The 16082-nt window shown below is 29.8% G+C and carries 15 protein-coding genes and 3 pseudogenes; 5 read left to right on the forward strand and 13 right to left on the reverse strand.

The window, feature by feature from the left end; all coding sequences use genetic code 11:
* From B3630_RS09420 to B3630_RS09460, 9 genes and pseudogenes are all read right to left on the reverse strand, one after another.
* On the reverse strand, positions 1-316 hold a 316-nt coding region (locus tag B3630_RS09420), incomplete at its 3' end, for a DUF6273 domain-containing protein (protein ID WP_346897558.1).
* A gap of 351 nt (positions 317-667) precedes the next feature.
* A complete protein-coding gene (locus tag B3630_RS09425; protein WP_346897560.1) occupies positions 668-1417 on the reverse strand; it encodes a GNAT family N-acetyltransferase in 750 nt (249 codons plus the stop codon).
* Positions 1418-1679: 262 nt separating this feature from the next.
* Entirely contained in the window at positions 1680-2378 is a 699-nt protein-coding gene (locus tag B3630_RS09430) for a LiaF transmembrane domain-containing protein (RefSeq protein WP_346897562.1), read from the reverse strand.
* A 1-nt stretch (position 2379) separates the two neighbouring features.
* Complete coding sequence (locus B3630_RS09435) at positions 2380-2835, reverse strand: LytTR family DNA-binding domain-containing protein (protein ID WP_346897564.1); 456 nt, start codon at positions 2833-2835, stop codon at positions 2380-2382.
* A 378-nt stretch (positions 2836-3213) separates the two neighbouring features.
* Positions 3214-3630 (reverse strand): annotated as a pseudogene (locus tag B3630_RS09440) (ABC transporter permease); the annotation flags it as partial.
* A pseudogene (locus B3630_RS09445) lies at positions 3627-4130 on the reverse strand (ATP-binding cassette domain-containing protein); the annotation flags it as partial. The pseudogenes B3630_RS09440 and B3630_RS09445, both read right to left, overlap by 4 nt.
* 51 nt (positions 4131-4181) lie before the next feature.
* Positions 4182-4947 (reverse strand): annotated as a pseudogene (locus B3630_RS09450) (MerR family transcriptional regulator).
* A 169-nt stretch (positions 4948-5116) separates the two neighbouring features.
* Positions 5117-5608 (reverse strand): DNA-deoxyinosine glycosylase, encoded by a 492-nt coding sequence (locus B3630_RS09455; RefSeq protein ID WP_346897566.1) that lies wholly within the window; start codon positions 5606-5608, stop codon positions 5117-5119.
* A gap of 58 nt (positions 5609-5666) precedes the next feature.
* Entirely contained in the window at positions 5667-6020 is a 354-nt protein-coding gene (locus B3630_RS09460; protein ID WP_346897568.1) for a helix-turn-helix domain-containing protein, read from the reverse strand.
* 177 nt (positions 6021-6197) lie between these two features.
* On the opposite strand from B3630_RS09460, the gene nfsB reads away from it, so the two are divergent.
* Complete coding sequence (nfsB, locus tag B3630_RS09465; RefSeq protein WP_346897570.1) at positions 6198-6851, forward strand: oxygen-insensitive NAD(P)H nitroreductase; 654 nt, start codon at positions 6198-6200, stop codon at positions 6849-6851.
* A gap of 140 nt (positions 6852-6991) precedes the next feature.
* Here nfsB and B3630_RS09470 read toward each other — a convergent pair whose 3' ends face one another.
* From B3630_RS09470 to B3630_RS09480, 3 genes are all read right to left on the reverse strand, one after another.
* Positions 6992-7861 (reverse strand): methionyl aminopeptidase, encoded by an 870-nt coding sequence (locus tag B3630_RS09470; RefSeq protein ID WP_346897616.1) that lies wholly within the window; start codon positions 7859-7861, stop codon positions 6992-6994.
* Positions 7862-7893: 32 nt separating this feature from the next.
* Positions 7894-8574, reverse strand: a complete 681-nt coding sequence (locus B3630_RS09475) for a DUF5680 domain-containing protein (protein ID WP_346897572.1) — start codon at positions 8572-8574, stop codon at positions 7894-7896.
* A 174-nt stretch (positions 8575-8748) separates the two neighbouring features.
* A complete protein-coding gene (locus tag B3630_RS09480) occupies positions 8749-9930 on the reverse strand; it encodes a GNAT family N-acetyltransferase (RefSeq protein WP_346897574.1) in 1182 nt (393 codons plus the stop codon).
* Positions 9931-10484: 554 nt separating this feature from the next.
* Between B3630_RS09480 and proC the strand changes: the two genes are divergently transcribed.
* The 3 genes from proC to B3630_RS09495 all read left to right on the forward strand — a co-directional run bounded on the left by proC (position 10485) and on the right by B3630_RS09495 (position 14390).
* Positions 10485-11285 (forward strand): pyrroline-5-carboxylate reductase, encoded by an 801-nt coding sequence (gene proC / locus B3630_RS09485; protein ID WP_346897576.1) that lies wholly within the window; start codon positions 10485-10487, stop codon positions 11283-11285.
* Positions 11286-11546: 261 nt separating this feature from the next.
* The gene (locus B3630_RS09490) at positions 11547-12932 is read left to right on the forward strand and encodes a hypothetical protein (protein ID WP_346897578.1); all 1386 of its coding nucleotides are present in this window, start codon (positions 11547-11549) and stop codon (positions 12930-12932) included.
* A gap of 135 nt (positions 12933-13067) precedes the next feature.
* Positions 13068-14390: an IS3 family transposase gene (locus B3630_RS09495; protein ID WP_346897580.1), complete on the forward strand. Its 1323-nt coding sequence runs from the start codon at positions 13068-13070 to the stop codon at positions 14388-14390.
* 61 nt (positions 14391-14451) lie between these two features.
* Here the strand turns inward: B3630_RS09495 and B3630_RS09500 are convergent, their stop codons facing one another.
* Positions 14452-14988: a nitroreductase family protein gene (locus B3630_RS09500; RefSeq protein WP_346897582.1), complete on the reverse strand. Its 537-nt coding sequence runs from the start codon at positions 14986-14988 to the stop codon at positions 14452-14454.
* Between the two features lie 326 nt (positions 14989-15314).
* On the opposite strand from B3630_RS09500, the gene B3630_RS09505 reads away from it, so the two are divergent.
* Positions 15315-15944 (forward strand): site-2 protease family protein, encoded by a 630-nt coding sequence (locus B3630_RS09505; RefSeq protein WP_346897584.1) that lies wholly within the window; start codon positions 15315-15317, stop codon positions 15942-15944.
* The last annotated feature ends 138 nt before the right edge of the window (positions 15945-16082 follow it).

Raw genomic sequence — 16082 nt, forward strand, 5'->3', positions numbered from 1 at the left:
CCTCAATGCTTAATAAAAATATACTGTCTTGCGTATCTGCTCCACCCTTTGAACCATACCACTGATTGTCAAGATTTTTATTTATTACCGAAATTATTCTTGATTTATCAGTTGCGTTGAATTTGTCATAAAATTCACCATTAAGATATTTTCTTAACGCGCAGTCAGCCCATGTTATATCTTTATAAGCATCATGGTAAGGGCGTTGTTCTATAATATCTTCGGTTATAATCAAAACCGTATTGTTTTGTATGTCAAGCACACGCCAATTATAACCGCCGAATAATAATGATGAGCCGATTTTAATATCTTCCATTTAAGCACCTCTTTCTTTGTAATAGTTAATCTGCCTTACCCTTCAAATTTATTCTTAAATCTCTCATTTTACTGTTTTTATTAATTTACATTTTCTATGGAGTATTACTAATTATTATATCTCACATAAATGATTTGGTAAATCATTGAAATAAAAAAATTTCTCAACCACATTATAACTTATGGAAGAGAAACTTTATATTCTACGTATTATCTCTTATTTTCAATTATCGAAAATTTGTGAAAACCTCACTTATAAGAAAATATTATTTAACATTTACATCCGCTATAATCCTATTCTTCTATTATAACATATTTTGTAAACACATTACTTCTTATAATAATTGCATTATCATTTCTTGAGTATTCTCTCTAAACTTCCAATATCTAATAAATTCACCGTCTCAAATTTTCCTTTATAAAACACACCATAGTTATTAAAAACACAAGGCAATTCCTTTGCTTTTTGTAGTGTATCCACTTGAATTAAAGATACAGGAACATCATTCATTTCACAATACTGTTTTATCTTCTCAATGTTTTGATATATATAAGGGCATTGCATATCATAATAAATTATTAAATCTTTACACTTAATTTCTTGTTTTTTAGCATTTTGTGTGAACTTTGGTATTGTTCCATCAAAAGAAAGTGCAAGCAGTTCATATCCATTATCGGTAGTATCGACAACCTCAAAACCAAACTTCTTCACAAATGATTGATCAGAAAGCCAATGTTTTTGTTTCTTTGCTCCGAGCATACAAATGCCTGATTTACCCTTTTCTCTTGCATCTGCCAAACAATACTCCATTAGTAATTTTCCATACCCTTTTCCTTTATAACTACCAGAAACCCATAAGCAATATATATAGTAATAGTTATCACCAGTTATAGAAACCCAAGCTGTTTCAAGAGGAGCATATTCAATAAAAACTGTTGCCTTTTCATTTAACTTTCTAAAAACATGACCTTCATTTAATCTATCAGAAAGCCATTGTCGTTTTTCATCAATACCTCGATGGGGTTTTTTACTGCGTATAATACAGCATAAATGTTCATCCGCAAGATTTTCTGTTGTTAAGTTAATAAAATCAGTACACATATTTTAATTTTCCTCTCTTACAAATTCTAATTTATCTTTCATTTAAAACTTATTCACATTTTTATTGTAACATATTTTGTAAATATATTATTGCTTATGATACGATTTTTTCACTTATAAAAATAGTCTTAACCAAGTAATATCAGTGGTTAAGACTAAAAATCTCATTTATTTGTGATATGGTTATCCCTAACAGTTATAAGACATACTATTTAAAATACAATACCTATGCATAAAGTGCACAGGTATTAAAGTTATTTATTTAGATATAAATTATTTCTACTCCTGAAAAATTAATATCCCCAACTAATGTTAAAGTATTTGTTGTTATTTCATTGTTTCTATTCTTTTCATCAATAGCAGCTAAGAATACATTAGTTTTATTCTCAACCTTCCAATTTTTAGGTATATATAGTTCTATTCCTGAAAAAGAAGCATTAATTCTAATTATAGCATTATTATTACTCATGGTTGCATTATCAAAATACACCTTCAGAGCTCCAAAAGAACACATAAAATCTGCTTGCTCAAAATTATCTGTATTTATATATTTTGTACTACCACTAAATGAATTTTTAAATCTAACATGGCTTTCATCTTCCACATCAATTTTTTCAAACTTGTAATCTTCATAATCACATTCCACATTAACCCATTTAGTAGATTTATGAAAAATCATAGAAAAACCAATACTTCCAAGTAGTGCTACAATCAATACAGTCCAAGGTGTAATAATTGTAATCCCTAATTGCTTATCATATATTATACAAATAAATGCAATAGGAAACAAAATACCTGCAAAATTAAGACGTAGTAAACTTTTCACAATAACTACTACTAAAAAAAACGTTAACAGCAAACTAAATACATTCACATTAGGAAAGTATCCAAGCTTACTTATAATCAAGAAAATACCTATTAGTATAAATAAAACTCCCCAAAAAATTCTTTCTTTTTTCATCTCATTTCCTCTTTTCTAATAATTTAATTTTTAGTGGTTTATAATAATATCTTGAAACATATACCTGTTTGTGAGTATTTTGAAATTCGACCTTACTTGATGATGATAGATTATGTGTTATGGAGTAAATATGATTTGTATTTAGAATTGTTGATTTTGAAACTCGCATAAAATATCCTGGCAAAAACTCTTCAAGTTCGTAAAGCTTATATTTCACGTTATATATATTGTCGATGGTATGTGCACAAATCTTATTTTCTTCAGTTTCAAAAAACAATATTTCTTCCAAAGAAAGATAATATTCAGTATCACCTCTATAAAAAGTTATACATTTATTGTATGATAGCATATCGTGAAGCATAATTTGAATATTTTTAACATCTTCACTAAGTTCACTACATCTAATAATAACTTCATTTTCGTTTATTTTATTATCTACCTCAATTCGTATTTTCATATTTTCACTCCCCACATTTTTATTATATTAACTATTTTTCCCATTGTAAATATAATAACATTAAGTGGTTAGTTATTGTTTATAAGTGGTATCTTTTTATACAGATGTTACATTAAACTATATAGAATAAGAAGTTTCTCAGTATTGATATAGAAGTTAACCTCTTGCTAAAATATGAATTCTTTAGCTTTTAGTTGAAATTCAATTCATCTATGGTGCCTGACTATCATCCTTTTTCTGTCGCATATTAAGCTATATTTGAAAACTGAGCTATTGAATATATGGAAGATGGATATAAAGATAGAGATGAAAAATCTCTGAAATTATTTACTAACCACGGTGAAAAAGCAGCCTTATTCAGACTGCTTTTTTGAATTCTAATTTATTATTTTTCGCTATTCCCCCCACCATAAATCCAATGCTGAACATTGATGTCATTACTAATGCATAAGCTCCTAAAAAGTTTATCCATGAGCCTCTAAATTGAAACTTGAAAAATGTTTTTGCTGTTAAATAAACAAGTATTAATGAAACAATGGCATATAAAGCATAGATTACTCCTTGAACTACTAAAATCATAGATGGGCTAACTGGTGTTACTTTAAATCTTTTTAATATCTTTCTATGACGATACTCAGACAATACTAATGGCAATCCCATGATGCCACCTGCACATATTGCAATGGTTGATACATCTGCAAAGGATTGTTCCATGAATGTATAATCTGCTCCAGGAAATGCGGGTTTATTTCCATAAATAACACCTAAAATCACAGTTATAAGCACTTCTATACATCTCTTCTAGCCTTTACATCTAGCCCTGTTGTAAGCTCATCAAGAAATACTACCTCTGGGTTGGGAATTAATGCTAGGATAATAAATAATCGTTGCTTTTCGTCTCCAGATAGTTCGCTTATTAGATTTTTAACCTTATCTTGAAGGTCAAATTGCTCTAATAATTTATTGCAATCTAATTGATTTCTATAAAGAACTTCTGTTATTTCACACAACTCTTTCACTGTAATCTTATCTTGATAATTAGATTCTTGAAACTGAACCCCAACCTTCTGAAATAGCCGTTTCCTTTCTTTTTGAGGATTCATATCTAGGATAGATACCTGCCCATTATCAAAATTCTTTGTACCTAAAATACACTCTATGGTAGTACTCTTCCATACACCATTAGCCCCAAGCAGTCCAAATACCTCACCCTTTTTTACCATTAAACTAACATCATTCACCACTTGAACATCCCCATAGGCTTTATAAAGATTATGAACTTTTATTACTTCCATGTGTTATTCCCTCCTTTTGATAAAAGAATAACACCATCACGAAGTCTGGTGTTAAAGTGTAGCGTTTGTATTAAATTTGTTTTTCATAAATTCTAATTGCGTCAATATACTAATTGCATTTTTTTCAGCATCACTTAAGGAAGTAATAAGCTTATCCACATGCTGTAACAATGTCCTCATCCTCTTTAGGTTTATCAATTACCTCTCTAATATCAATTTCCTTGCTTTCTAATATTGCATTAATCATTCTTAAAATTGCTGAAAGGGAATAATTAGCGCAACGTAAGGTGCGTATTATTTTTAATCTATTAATATCACTTTCAGTATAAACCCGATATCCATTCTGTTTTCTCTTAACAGTAAGTAAACCATTCATCTCCCAATTTCTTAATGTGTCCATTGTAACTTGAAGATAGTCTGCAGTTTGCTTTCTTGCAAAAAATATAGAATTACCTCTAACATCTATCCCTACTAAAAGCTTCTTTGAAAGTTCTATGGCCTCTTCTGCATTTTTGCGCTCTTGCTTTATCTGATTTATATATTCATTTATACAATTAATTGCTTCTTGAAACTCCCCTTTGGCAGATAACTTAACAACGTTGATTATCTTCTTTCTAAGCCTGTTTTGCAGAATCTCTACTTTAAAGGCAGTTCTAGCAAGGTTAAACTGTTCTATATGATAGTCAGTAAATACTCTATAACCATTTGCTAATCTATTCGCCTTTGGTATTAATTCAAGCTTTTCGTACAAGCGTACAGTGTTGGAATGTACACCAACTCTTTTGGCTACTTCTGCTGTTTTATATATCCTATCCATGCTATTTACACCTCCATGTTATTATAGTAACACTTGTGGTAAGTCTGGTGATATAGTGGAGAGTTCTATTTGCTTCTTTCTAAGCTTTTATAAGTTTTATACCTTTCATACTTTTTACCTCACTTACTTATGCTATGGTTTTCCGTAGCTACTTCAAGTGAGGTTTTAATTAATATATAAATTCTTTTATCACTTGCCATTCTTCTATTAACTTATCAAGACTAAATCTTGCATTTGCAGGACTAGTTGATGGAAGTTTAATAGCTTCTATGCCTGTTTTCTTTAATGAATATCTATTATAAAGTTGATATGCCTTGCCACCATTAACATAGATCTTCTTAATATTGCTATTATCTAAAATACTAGTTAAATCTGATGGGACTACATTTTTAATACTAGAATCACTTGAACCTATGATATCACAGGAAGCTATTGTATCCCATATTGCAATATTATTTTCTAATAACATTTTCTTTTTTTCATCAATAGTTCTATATTCAGAGCATCGAGTTATTGCTCCGATAACTTTCCAAAATCTATTTTGTGGATGACCATAATAAAAATCTGCCTCTCTTGATTTAACAGATGGCAATGTTCCTAAAATAAGAATTTTTGAATTTTTATCGAATACAGCTTCAAAGGTATGCTCTACATGCTCCATAACTCTCTCTCCTTTATAATTAACTTTTAAAATTATTATTATCAGTTTTACTTAAAAGCTATTTTTCATTATTTAATCTTATTAATTGCTCTTTTCCCCACTTAAATAACATTTCCATTATAGGTATTAATGATTTTCCGTATTCAGTTAAAGTATATTCTACCTTTGGCGGAATCTCCTCATAAACTTCCTTATGTATTATGTTATCACTAACTAACTCTTTCAACTGATTACTTAACATTTTATCTGTAATTCCACTTACAGCTCTCTTTAACTCACCATATCTCATAACTTCACTATCATAAATATGCCATAAAATAACTAGTTTCCATTTCCCTGATATCTGAGTCATTGCAAATTCCATAGGGCACAGTTCACTACAATTTTTTATTTCTATTTCTTTATTATTCATATAACTCTCCTTTTTGATATCACTATCCTTTTGGATAGTACTTACTTTTAAGTGCATACTTGTTCATATAACAGTATATTGATATTATTATAGCATACAAGGGCGACAAACAAGTAAGCCTTTGTAAATTTATAAAATTAATATAAACTATTTTTGAATAAAAAGGAGATATATAATATGAACTTAATAGAAATAATGGAAAGACGTTACTCAACTAAAAAATTTGATAATACAAGAAAAATTTCAACAGAAGATATGAAACAAATTAAAGAACTTTTAAGGCTTAGTGCTTCAAGTGTTAATGCTCAACCATGGCATTTTATAATAGCTTCAAGTGAAAAAGGGAAAAAACAAATAAGCAAAAGTACTCAAGGATTTTACGCTTTTAACGATGAAAAAGTACTCAATGCATCAGATGTAGTTGTACTTTGCGCAAGAACTTCAATGGATGAAGATTACTTACAACATATCTTAGAAAAAGAAGATCAAGATGGACGTTTTGCAAACGAAGAAGCCAAAAATGGTATGCATGTGGGACGTAGCACATTTGTTAACTTCCATAAAAATGACTACAATGACTTACAACATTGGATGGATAAACAAGTTTACTTAAATATTGGTAGCTTACTACTTGGCTCTGCTGCCCTTGGAATAGATGCAGTACCTATGGAAGGATTTGATGCTAAAGTTTTAAATGAAGAATTAGGATTAACTGAAAAAGGATTCACCGCTGTAGCATTAGTTCCTTTAGGATACAAAGCTGATGATGATTTCAATGCACAATTACCTAAATCAAGACTTTCTGAAGGAGAAGTATTTACTACAATTTAATTAATTATCCCATCATTAATATAACTTACTCTAGATTTAAAGAAAGCTAATACAAAAGATTCCCATTTCTTTTATTAGCTTTCTTCTATAATAGATTCCATTTTACGCTTCTTTTTCTACNNGGGCTTTTATCACTTGCTCTATCTAGAAATTATCTCTATACCATCTTCAGTTACAAGTACTGTGTGTTCCCATTGTGCTGAAAGAGAATCGTCATCGGTAAAAACGGTCCACCCGTCATCTTCATCTATAAATATTTCATTACTTCCAGCATTTATCATTGGTTCAATAGTAAATATCATACCGGGTACTAAAACCATACCTGTTCCTCTTTTTCCCAAATGAGAAACAAATGGTTCTTCATGAATATCTAAGCCTACTCCATGTCCACCGAATTCCCTAACTACTGAATAACTATTACTTTCTGCATATTCTTGAATTACAGCTCCAATATCTCCTAAGAATCCCCAAGGTTTAACTGCTTCTAAACCTCTATTTAAACATTCTTTAGTTACTTCAACTAACTTCTTAGCTTCTTCATCCACTTCACCAATCATAAACATCCTTGATGCATCTGAATAATATCCATTAAGAATAGTTGTTGCATCAACATTTACAATATCACCATTTTTTAGAATTACATCATCACTAGGTATTCCATGGCATACCACATTATTTATTGATATACAAATGCTTTTAGGAAATCCATCATAATTAAGAGTAGCTGGAATTCCTCCATTGGATACTGTATATTCATGTGCTAATTTATTTATTTCTTCTGTTGTCATACCTTCCTTAATGTTTTCACTAATTAAGTCTAAAAGACCATTATTAATCTCAGCACTCTTTCTTATTCCTTCAATTTGTGCTTTTGTTTTTATGAGGTTTCTAGTTGGTACTATATGACCTTTTCTTTTTAAATCACTTAACTTTTCATCAAATTCTAAATGACAGTTTTTATATTTCAATCCACTTTCGCACCAACATAAATCATTTCTGTTTAATTTCATAATCATATTCATCCCTCTTATATTTATTTTAACTATTTAATTGTTCCGCCATGGAAATAACACTCATAAACCTTGATATCATCAAAATATATTTCCTCATGTCCTTGAAACCATTTAAATTCTCCATTTATTATACAATGATATTTATACTGCCCATTTTGATAAATAATAGGACCTCTATATGGATTCTCCTTAGTTACTAAACTCAAGGCTTCCTTTAAAAAGCTCCCTAAAAATCTTTCATCTAAAATTCTACCAATATAATTCATTGACCAAAATGGAATATCATCTTGCCATAGTGCTTCCTCCCCTGCGAACCTCTCTCCACCTAAATATGTATCAATATATTTCAAGTTTTCTTCTACATATTCTAAGTCATGAGAATTTGGTCTTGAAGATTCACTCTCTGTCCCCTCTCCAGCATATGTAGCTTTTTTAGCCCTGCATAAGAAATCAATTATATTTTCATTTATATCATTATCGCTATGCTCTTCTATACATAAGCGACAATTTTCTTCATAATCATTAACTAGTTTATCAATGCTTACTTTAAAATAATCACTTAGTGCAATCAGTCTAGCTATATCCGGATAAGATTGACCTACTTCCCATTTTGCAACTGCTTGCCTTGATATACCTAAAACTTCAGCTAACTTTTCTTGTGATAGACCCTTTGCTTTTCTAAGGGTTTGTAATTGTTCTTGAAAACTCATTGTATAATCACCTCTTGTGTAAGTATACTGATAGTATTATCATGTTTCTACCAATTAAGTATAACAAATTTGACAACCTAAAGTTGCTTTAAATACTAACTTAATTCCTTTATTCATTTCTGCCAATCTACCTTTTTATATTGATATTATTTCGCCCTATCCTTTAATATTTAATCAATCCCATTGGCCTGGAAATCTTAATTTTTGTAGCTTTGGAAATTTTTTATTATATTCTTCAACTTCTACCTTAGGTAGATTTTCAAAAACTTCCGATTCATAGAATTTTCCTTTTATACCTTTCATACTATCTTCTGCTAATTCAATTCCCATAAATGCATCAAAGTTTTTACCATCAGCAGTTGTAATATTAAAATTATCACAGGTTTTAAATCCTATTCGAGGATAATAATCTGGTTCTCCAAAAATTACAATACCTTTATATCCTCTATTTGTAGCTAGCTTCATTGTTTCCCTTAACAACAGCTCACCAACTCCACTTCCTTGCCATTTAGGCTCTACACAAAGAGGACCAAAGGTTATAATTTCATGGGTATCTACACCATCAACAATCTTTGCCTTTGAATACATTATACATCCTATTACCTTACCATCCTTTACTGCTATTCTGCTGAGCTCTGGAAGATAGTCTTTATTCTTACGTAATTTATGCACTAGGTAATGTTCGTCACAGCCAAGATGATGTTTGTTCCAAAAAGCACGCTGTGTCATCAGCTCCACATTGTACCAATCATCCTCTGTTTCCATTCTAATTTCTACCTCTTTATCATTTAACTTTTTCTTTTCTTCTGGAAACCATCCAAATTCTAATCTAACTTCTTTTCTTTGTAAGTCATTATTCCTATAGCAGCAAGTATCCATACCAATCAAAGTAAATCCTTCATGCTGATAAAAATCCACTGCATTAACATTGCAAGACTGTGTTTCTAGTATAATAGCTCTACGACGTTCTCTTCTGGCTTGTTCCTTTACAACCTGAATTAATGCATGACCTATTCCCTTCTTTTGATATTCTTCTGCTACCCAAAGTTCTGTAATTCTTAGACGATTAGACCATAATTCTTGATCTGTTTCAATTGCAGCAATTAATTTATCGTTAACTAACATTCCCCAAGCATAAGCATTCTCCCAGTGGTCTTCATATAACTTATCTGGAAAATCATACTCTTCTGGTGTATGGGTTACTACCTGGCTAAAGTCTTTCTTTTCTATATCAATAGTAAAGCCTTTATCTGTTTTATTTACTACAACATCATAATATTTATCTGTAGTATAACCTATTGAGATTATAGTTCCCTTCCATTTATCCTCTGCTAAATGTATAATTTCATATTCCATAGTATTTACCTCCAACCTTTCATACTTTTAATTGTCTTTTCTCTATGAAAAAATCTATATCAATTTAATAAATATTTCTTCGAGTTAATGTATAATTACGTAAAAAACGTAAAAATTATAAAGTTTTATTGTTTCTATATGCTCCTAATTATCTAGTTTCATCACCTGAAATTGAGATTATTTATCAGTAATCCTGATAAATATAGGACTCATTAGCACAATTGATACACAATATAATACATATAATATAATTATATAATAGTCAAAAATATTTATTAAGCAGTTTTGAAAATAATGGTAAATATACCAGTATATCAATTATTAATCTAGATAGGTTTGTAACTTTGTATTTTTGTTTACAAATTTTATAATATATTTTATAAGATATAGCTGCCTTTAAAATCTCTTTATATGAAAATTTGTATTCGCGTTTAACACACAACATAATATTCTCCCCACTCTAAATCTTTGATTTAGTTAGTGGAAGTTACTCCACCGAGAGAATACGAGGCGGAGCATATTATAAAAAATATAAATATAAAGGGGTCTTTAGAATGGCAATGAAGTTAGGATTTATTGGTTGTGGAAATATGGCAAAAGCTATGATCGGAGGAATTATTTCATCTAAGATTCTTAGTGCAGATGAAATTATAGCTTCTGATTCATATGCTGAAGGATTAGCTAAGACAAATAAGGAGCTAGGTATAAATATTACTGCTAATAATAAAGAAGTAGCAATGAATAGTCATGTGGTAGTTTTATCTATAAAGCCTCAATATTATGATAATGTAATTAAAGAAATTTCATCTGTGATTAAGGATGAAACTATCATAGTAACTATAGCACCAGGTCAAAGTCTTGAAAAATTACAAGGTCAATTTGGAAGAGCTGTGAAGATTGTTAGAACTATGCCAAATACACCAGCCCTTGTAGGAGAAGGAATCACTGGAGTGTGTAAAAATGCTTTAGTCAGTGAGAAAGAATTAAATTATATATGTAATATTTTAAGTGGCTTTGGAAAAGCAGAAGTTGTAGAAGAAAGAATGATGGATGCAGTTATGGCTGTAAGTGGAAGCTCACCAGCTTACGTATTTATGTTTATAGAAGCCATGGCAGATGCAGCAGTAATGGAAGGCATGCCAAGGGATAAAGCTTATAAATTTGCAGCTCAAGCAGTTTATGGCAGTGCTAAGATGGTAATGGAAACAGGCAAACATCCAGGAGAATTAAAGGATATGGTATGTTCTCCAGGAGGTACAACTATAGAAGCAGTAAGAGTTTTAGAAGAAACAGGTTTACGTAGCAGTGTCATTAAAGCTATGAAGGCATGTGTAGAAAAGGCAGGAAAAATATAGAGTTATTAAAGTTATCCCCTGTCTATTAATATCCCCAACATGTTAAATTATCATCACTTTTTTAATATGTTACAGTAGACAGTTAACCTTAAATTACAACACAAAAACAATGAAAAGAACTATAGGAAGGATGTATGTCCTTACTATAGTTCTTTTTGAATAAAAATTTATCATAATCATGCATTTATCTTCACATATAATTTTGCTTTGGAATACATTAATAATGATAAACTTTTAAATGAATTAAAAAGGAGTTTTAGAATGTTAAATAATATGGATGAGAAAGTAAATTCAAATAATATTTATCCCTTTGAATTTAATAGTGGACAAAATTACAACAATGTAAAATATACAGTTACTAATGATGGATATATTATAATGTTTCTTAAAAATGAGATAATTATTGGGCTAAAAGAGACTAATAGCGTAACAACACTTAATTACGATGAAGAGCAATTAAAGGAAACTAAGAATACTGAAACTACTAATTTTTTTAATATATTACTTAAGAATTCATTACCTGATGTTGAAATCATAGGAGAAGGTGATGAAAAGAAAAATCATTTTAATGTACCTACTTATTCACAAATAAGGTATAAAGGAATTTATCACGGTATAGATTTAGTTTTTAATTTTAATAATGGAGAGCTAGATTATAAATTTATACTTCAGCAAGGAACAAATCCCAAAATTATTAATATGACTTTTGAAGGTATAGATGACATTAAACTAGATAGAGATAAAAATACGGAAGTTAATATAAAAGAATGTAAATTATCGGTTCTAAAATCTAGTGCTTATCAAAGTTATAGTGAAATAAATATAGAAGTATCTAGTGAATTTAAGATTGAGGGAAATAGTTTATATATAGATGTTGGACACTATGATAAAACTCTTCCCTTAGTTATTGAATCAGCACTGTCATACTTTGCATATATGAGAGGAGAAAGTGAAGATATGGAATATATAATAGAAAATGATAGCATAGAGAACATTGAAGTAAAGGATATAATAAATTCTTCCGATATAATACCTGATAGTCAAGGTGATTTACCAGAGGAGGAACTAAAAAAATCTATTATTAATGGAGAAAGTGATGACACTAAATTAAATGTTTTGGATAGGGGGCATCATAAAAAAACAGACATTGAAGATGTTTATAATATTATTACAAATCCACGCTATGGATTAGCAGAGATAAAAAGGGAAGTTAGAGCTATAGAAAGAAATGTTAAGGAGACCATATGTAGATTAGAAGCCAGAAATAGAGAAATTCAATGTAAGCTGGACTGTATAATAGCTTGTATGAATTGTAAAAGAAAGTTTGCTTTAACTACCGGTAGAGTAAGAAGAGAATGTAGAATAGCTAATTTATTTATTAATATAAGAAATAATTCTAGGACCCCAGTAGAATTGGAAATACGCAGAAAAAATATATGTAATGATATAAGTAGAGTTTGCATTATTAGTATAACAGTAGGACCATGCTCATGTAGGGAAGTTATTTTCCGTAATATTCCAGATATCTATGAAATAGAAATTAGAGGAGTTACAGAAGATGTAAGAATAAGAGTTACGGAAGTGTATTGCGGAGATAATGGTTCTAGCAGGCCAATAAGATTATGTAGAATACCTGATCCAAGCTAAAACTAATTATTTTTAGAATTTTAATAAAAGGCTAACTCAAAGTTAAAATGGAACCTATAGAATAGACACTTTAAAAAGACTATTCATATAGGTTCTTTTTTGTGTACAATAAAAAACAGAAAGGTTGTGAATACTATGAGTAAAAAGTTATTCTCGAAAGAAGAAATTTTAATTCTATCTAACAACAAGTATGTAAAAAGAGTAAGTGAAAAAGGAATTACATACACAGATGAATTTAAAACTTTATTTATTGCTGAACGTAGTGCTGGAAAATTATCAGTTGATATATTTCAAGACGCTGGATTTGATGTAGAGATACTTGGTAATCATAGAATTTGGTGTGCTAGTAAAAGATGGCGTAATGCTTATAACAAATCAGGTGAATTAGGGCTTAGGGATACTAGAAAATTTAATAGTGGACGACCAACTACTAAGGAACTAACTTTAGAAGAAATAATAGCAAAAAAGGATGCAGAAATTGCATATTGGAAAGCTAAGGCAGAGCTATTAAAAAAAATCGAGCTTCAAGAAAGGCAGGTGAAAAAAGGTAAATTAATGGCACGCTCAATTTTTGCGATTATTTATAATCTTACAACTAAGTATCAATTTAAAAACATGATATCTCACTTATGTGAATTGACCGAGGTATCAAAATCTGGTTATTATAATTATTTAAATTCAGAAAATCAACGTAATAACCGTGAACAAAGAGATATACAATTAAGGGATATAATTCTTAAAGCATTCAATCATAGAGGATATAAGAAGGGTTCTCGTTCTATTAAGATGGTATTAGAACAAGATTTTAATATGGTTATAAACAGAAAATGTATACAAAGAATTATGATAAAATATAATATCAAATGTCCAATAAGAAAAGCAAATCCTTACCGTAGAATGATTAAGGCGACCAAAGAACATACAGTAGTTCCCAATCTGCTAAATAGAGAATTTAAGCAAGATGTTGTAGGAAAAGTGCTATTGACTGATATTACTTATATGCCGTACGGCACTTCCCATATGGCTTATTTATCGACGATTAAAGATGCTTCGACAAATGAAATACTTGCATATAATCTTACTAAAAATCTTAGATTAGACATTGTTATAGATACAATTGAAACATTAATGCATAACAATAGTAATTTATTGCATTCACAAGCATTTATTCATTCAGATCAAGGGGTTCATTATACTAGTCCTCGTTTTCAAAAACTTCTGAAGAAGTATAAATTAGGTCAATCTATGTCAAGACGTGGCAACTGTTGGGATAATGCTCCGCAGGAGTCTTTCTTTGGTCATATGAAAGATGAAATTGACTATAAAGGTTGCAATACATTTGAAGAATTGCAAACCATGATAAATAAATATATGGATTACTATAATAATTTCAGATATCAATGGGGATTAAAAAAGCTGACTCCTATCCAATATAGAAATCAGCTTTTAGCTGCATAGCCTTTTTCAAAATGTCCTTGACATAGGGACCATTTCAAGTTTTGAGTTAGCTTTCTTATAATTATTCTATTACTTTTAAAATAGTATCTGCAAACTTACGTTTTGGCATTGCTACTTCTTCATCATAATACCCGATAGGAATAATTGAAACAATTTCCTCTGTATCAGGGATTCCAACAATTTCAGTTACCTTTGCTTCATCAAATATACCTAGAATAACTGTACCTAGACCTAGTTCCTTAGCTTTTAGTAAGAAAATCATATTAGATAATCCACAATCATACATTTGCCAACCATTACCCTTAGCAGAGTCAAAGCCACCGTCACGAGTATAACCAGATCTAAATTTAACTACACTAGATACTATAATAACAGGAGCGCTTTTACATGAAGGTTTATTAAAGTCTGGCATTGATTCTATTATTGCTTCCTTTACTTTAGCGTCTTTAATTGCATAATAACGAGTTACTTGAGAATTTTTCCAAGACGGAGCATAAGCAGCAGCGTTTACTATCTCCTCTATAATATCATTACTTACTTTTTTTGAGTTAAAGTTACGAATACTTCTTCTTGTTTCTATACACTTTTGAAATTCCATAATCAAACACCCTTTAATCTTTCTGTTTATATTTAGTTTCATAAAATTTAGATAAAATAATCAATCTTTTTTAAATTACCAAATCTAAGAAAAACCTAATTTCATTACCTATTATAGTATAGTATAGCAAGGCCATGCAACTAAGAATTTTTTCTTTTTAAAATCATACGTAAATAAATGTAATAAATTAATAGTAATAATGATAAAATAATACTAATGTGTAAACATAATAAATTACTTATTGAAAATGTTACGAATTAATAATAATATACTATATAAAGAAGCAATACGTAGTAAAATAGGAGTTTAAAAGGAGTAAAATAATTATGAATATAAAAGAACTAATTTATCTTATACCTGCTATTCTTATTGCAGTATCTGTTCATGAATTTGCCCATGGTTATGTATCTTATAAGCTAGGAGACCCAACACCAAAGATGACGGGACGTCTTTCACTAAACCCCTTAGCACATTTGGATCCAGTAGGAACACTATGCCTTTTATTCTTTCGATTTGGATGGGCAAAACCTGTACAAGTAAACCCGTATTATTATAAGGATAAAAGAAAGGGCATGGCACTGGTAGGATTAGCAGGTCCTATGATGAACTTTTTAATAGCTCTTATATGTGCTTTTGTTATAGAAATAATTCTAAAAATCACAGGAGGTTATGGGGGAGATGTGATTTTGTTCATATTCAGTCTTCTTAATTATACTTATATAATCAACATAGGACTAGGTGTGTTTAATTTGATACCATTTCCACCACTAGATGGTGCCAAAATTATTGGAGCTTTATTACCAGAGGAGAAATACTTTAAGTTTATGAAGTATGAAAGGTATGGTCAATTAATTATATTTGTATTACTAATGTTTAATTTTTTAGATATCCCGTTAGACATGGCAAGAAAAGGAGTAGACAGTATTATTTGGGGCATTGTGAATCTAGTTATATAATTTAATTACATTATAATTGAGATTAGACAAAGAAGGTTTGTGATTTTTAAATATAAAAAAGGATTCGTTGGAAGAATGTGAAATATATAAATAAGATAAAATTATATCAATATATGAATAGGAAACTATATACATAGT

The sequence above is a fragment of the Clostridium sp. UBA7503 genome (assembly GCF_002477055.1).
Lineage (GTDB): Bacteria > Bacillota > Clostridia > Clostridiales > Clostridiaceae > Clostridium_J > Clostridium_J sulfidigenes.

Bases quoted from the DNA above. Each gene is read 5' to 3' on its own strand.
- B3630_RS09425 (WP_346897560.1), bottom strand. From the start codon at position 1,417: ATGTGTACTGATTTTATTAACTTAACAACAGAAAATCTTGCGGATGAA.
- B3630_RS09430 (WP_346897562.1), bottom strand. From the start codon at position 2,378: ATGAAAAAAGAAAGAATTTTTTGGGGAGTTTTATTTATACTAATAGGT.
- B3630_RS09435 (WP_346897564.1), bottom strand. From the start codon at position 2,835: ATGAAAATACGAATTGAGGTAGATAATAAAATAAACGAAAATGAAGTT.
- B3630_RS09455 (WP_346897566.1), bottom strand. From the start codon at position 5,608: ATGGAGCATGTAGAGCATACCTTTGAAGCTGTATTCGATAAAAATTCA.
- B3630_RS09460 (WP_346897568.1), bottom strand. From the start codon at position 6,020: ATGAATAATAAAGAAATAGAAATAAAAAATTGTAGTGAACTGTGCCCT.
- nfsB (WP_346897570.1), top strand. From the start codon at position 6,198: ATGAACTTAATAGAAATAATGGAAAGACGTTACTCAACTAAAAAATTT.
- B3630_RS09470 (WP_346897616.1), bottom strand. From the start codon at position 7,861: ATGAAATTAAACAGAAATGATTTATGTTGGTGCGAAAGTGGATTGAAA.
- B3630_RS09475 (WP_346897572.1), bottom strand. From the start codon at position 8,574: ATGAGTTTTCAAGAACAATTACAAACCCTTAGAAAAGCAAAGGGTCTA.
- B3630_RS09480 (WP_346897574.1), bottom strand. From the start codon at position 9,930: ATGGAATATGAAATTATACATTTAGCAGAGGATAAATGGAAGGGAACT.
- proC (WP_346897576.1), top strand. From the start codon at position 10,485: ATGGCAATGAAGTTAGGATTTATTGGTTGTGGAAATATGGCAAAAGCT.
- B3630_RS09490 (WP_346897578.1), top strand. From the start codon at position 11,547: ATGTTAAATAATATGGATGAGAAAGTAAATTCAAATAATATTTATCCC.
- B3630_RS09495 (WP_346897580.1), top strand. From the start codon at position 13,068: ATGAGTAAAAAGTTATTCTCGAAAGAAGAAATTTTAATTCTATCTAAC.
- B3630_RS09500 (WP_346897582.1), bottom strand. From the start codon at position 14,988: ATGGAATTTCAAAAGTGTATAGAAACAAGAAGAAGTATTCGTAACTTT.
- B3630_RS09505 (WP_346897584.1), top strand. From the start codon at position 15,315: ATGAATATAAAAGAACTAATTTATCTTATACCTGCTATTCTTATTGCA.